The sequence below is a fragment of the Kitasatospora sp. NPDC001539 genome (assembly GCF_040298565.1).
Classification (GTDB): Bacteria; Actinomycetota; Actinomycetes; order Streptomycetales; family Streptomycetaceae; genus Kitasatospora.
Genome location: NZ_JBEPAK010000434.1, coordinates 1 through 2,822, shown reverse-complemented (window position 1 = coordinate 2,822; position 2,822 = coordinate 1). Strand labels below are relative to the sequence as shown.

Here is a 2,822-nt window from a genome sequence, read left to right as displayed (position 1 = left end):
TCTAGTCGTTTGCTCTTCCGATCCGTACCCCCGGAGGGGGCCCGGGGGGTCCGTGGTCTCGTCGGCCGCCCTCGGGCGGTGGGTGCGGGCCGGATCAGCCGGTGTACGGCACGACCTTGACGATCTTCACCATGGCCGGCTTGCCGTTCGGCAGCTCGTAGGTGGCCTCGTCGCCGATCCGCTTGCCGTCGATCGCGCGGCCCAGCGGGGACTGCGGCGAGTAGACGTCCAGGTCGGCGGCGCTCGCGACCTCGCGGGAGGCCAGCAGGAACTCCATGAGGTCGTCCTCGTCGCCGTCGAAGGCGACCGTCACGATCATGCCCGGGGCGACCACACCCGAGTCGGCCGGGGCCTCGCCGACCTTGGCGCGCTCCAGCAGCTGGGTCAGCTGGCGGATGCGCAGCTCGTACTTGCCCTGCTCCTCCTTCGCCGCGTGGTAACCGGCGTTCTCCTTGAGGTCGCCCTCCTCGCGCGCCGCCTCGATCTTCTGGGCGATCTCGATGCGCCAGGGCCCGGTCAGGTGATCCAGCTCGGCCTTGAGCTGGTCGTAGCCGGCCTGAGTGAGCCAGGTCACGTTCTCACTGGTCTGGGTCACAGGTGCTCCTCGTAGGTGCTGGGGGCTGTGCTGAGGGTGTGAGTCGTCAGCAGGGTCGGTCGGTGATTTCGGTCTCAACTACAAAGCAACGCCCGCTCCCGTACCATCCGGTGCGGAAGGGGCGAAACCACGAGCCTAACAAGTCCCGCCGACGTACGGGAGAGGCGTTGGCGCGGCATTGACGACCGCGTTGCGCCACGGTGTACAGGAACCGGGTGGGAGACTTCCTACGGATGCCCGTTCTGCCCGACGAATATGCCTCCCGCCGCCGAGCGCCACCTGCGCCGCGGCTCGCGCGCCGGCGTCAGCCGGGCGCCGCGCGACTACTTCGCGGGGGTGCAGCCGAGCAGCTCGGCGGTGGTGCCGCGGGCGGTGGTGCGCAGGGTGACGGTGGCCTCGTAGCTCGAGCCCGCGGCCGGCACCGGGAAGTCCGCCACCCCGACCACCGCGTGGTCGTCGCCCTGCGAACGGACCGTGCAGGTGCCCGCCGTACCGTCGTCCTTGCTCACGGTCAGGTGCAGTCGGACCTCGGAGTCGGACAGCACCTGGAAGGTCGGCACCGAGCCGTTGATCTTCGACTCGCGCAGCAGGTAGGAGCCCCCCAGCCAGGCGATCAGGCCCAGCCCGAGCACGCCGCAGACCGCGCCGACCACCTTCAGGCGGCGGTCCGACTCCCTGTCGCCGCTCCGGCCGTAGCGGCCCTCGGGCAGCTGGGCGGCGGTGCTCCGTGCAGTCATCGGGCTTCGTCCTTTCCCGGGGAGGGGCCGCGCGGGCGGTGCGGGGAATGCGGCGCTCCTCCAGACCGTCACTATAGGAGGGACACGCCCGCGGCCGGTCCGGCGGGGGCGGGGCCCGGCCGTGCCGGCCACCCGGCCGGGGTGGGCCTTGCGGCGACGCGGTCCCGCGGGAGCGGTTCGTACGGTGGGCAGACCGGGAGTTCGCGGAACGCCCGATGATGTGGAAGGAACGCAAGGCGTTGACTGAGCAGTTGCGACTGATGGCGGTGCACGCCCACCCGGACGACGAGTCCAGCAAGGGCGCGGCCACCATGGCCATGTACGTCGACCAGGGTGTGGACGTGCTCGTGGCCACCTGCACGGGGGGCGAGCGCGGGTCGGTCCTCAACCCCAAGCTCCAGGGGGACCCGTACATCGAGGAGAACATCCACGAGGTCCGGCGCAAGGAGATGGACGAGGCGCGGGCGATCCTCGGCATCAAGCAGGCGTGGCTGGGCTTCGTCGACTCCGGTCTGCCGGAGGGGGACCCGCTGCCCCCGCTGCCCGAGGGCTGCTTCGCCCTGCAGGACGTCAAGGAGGCGGCCGAGCCGCTGGTCCGGCTGATCCGCGAGTTCAAGCCGCAGGTCATCACGACCTACGACGAGAACGGCGGGTACCCGCACCCGGACCACATCATGACCCACAAGATCACCATGCTGGCCTTCGACGCCGCCGGAGACCCGGACGCCTACCCCGAGGCGGGCGAGCCCTGGCAGCCGCTGAAGCTCTACTACAACCACGGCTTCCCGATGGGCCGCATCCGGGCGCTGCACCAGTACCTCACCGAGCACGGCCTCGACTCCCCCTACGGCGAGTGGATCGCCGGCTGGGAGGCGAGCGGCCGCAAGGAGCGCGAGATCACCACCCGGGTGCGCTGCGACGACTGGTTCCCGACCCGCGACCGCGCGCTGATCGCCCACGCCACCCAGATCGACCCCGACGGCCCGTGGTTCCGCGTCCCGCTGGAGGTCCAGCGCGAGGTCTGGCCCACCGAGGACTACGAGCTCGCCCGTACCCTGGTGGACGTGGACCTGCCGGAGGACGACCTGTTCGCCGGCCTGCGCACCCCCAGCCTGGTGGCCGAGGCCGCCGACACGCGCGACTGACCCACCCCCCGACGGCCCGGCTCGCCGTGAGCCGGGCCACCATAGAGATATGAGCGCCCCCGTGAACCTCGTCCACCTCGCCGCTGATCTCGCCGTCGACGACGCCAAGGTCACCCCCGGTCTCCTCGGCTTCGTCGTCTTCGCCGCGCTCGGCGTGGCGACCTGGTTCCTGGCCAAGTCGATGAACCGGCAGTTCAAGAAGGTCGACTTCACGGAGGAGCCGGAGGCTCCCAAGGAGTGACCCGGCGGCCCGGCGCGGCAGCGCAGGGCGGGCAGGGCGACGTTCACCGCGGTGGCGTCCAGGCTGGTGATGAACAGTGAGGCGCCGCAGACGGCGGTCAGTGC

General features: G+C 71.1%; 4 protein-coding genes. 2 read left to right on the top strand and 2 right to left on the bottom strand.

Going from position 1 to position 2,822, the window contains the following annotated elements; all coding sequences use genetic code 11:
• Nucleotides 1-94: 94 nt before the first annotated feature.
• Both greA and ABT247_RS32930 read right to left on the bottom strand, forming a co-directional pair.
• The gene (greA, locus tag ABT247_RS32935; RefSeq protein ID WP_350750193.1) at nt 95-595 is read right to left on the bottom strand and encodes a transcription elongation factor GreA; all 501 of its coding nucleotides are present in this window, start codon (nt 593-595) and stop codon (nt 95-97) included.
• 323 nt (nt 596-918) lie between these two features.
• Complete coding sequence (locus ABT247_RS32930) at nt 919-1,332, bottom strand: DUF4307 domain-containing protein (RefSeq protein ID WP_350750191.1); 414 nt, start codon at nt 1,330-1,332, stop codon at nt 919-921.
• 239 nt (nt 1,333-1,571) lie between these two features.
• Here ABT247_RS32930 and mca point away from each other — a divergent pair, with 239 nt between their 5' ends.
• Nucleotides 1,572-2,477, top strand: coding sequence for a mycothiol conjugate amidase Mca (gene mca / locus ABT247_RS32925; RefSeq protein WP_350750189.1), 906 nt, complete (start codon nt 1,572-1,574; stop codon nt 2,475-2,477).
• 49 nt (nt 2,478-2,526) lie between these two features.
• The gene (locus ABT247_RS32920) at nt 2,527-2,718 is read left to right on the top strand and encodes a hypothetical protein (protein ID WP_031076542.1); all 192 of its coding nucleotides are present in this window, start codon (nt 2,527-2,529) and stop codon (nt 2,716-2,718) included.
• Nucleotides 2,719-2,822: the final 104 nt, after the last annotated feature.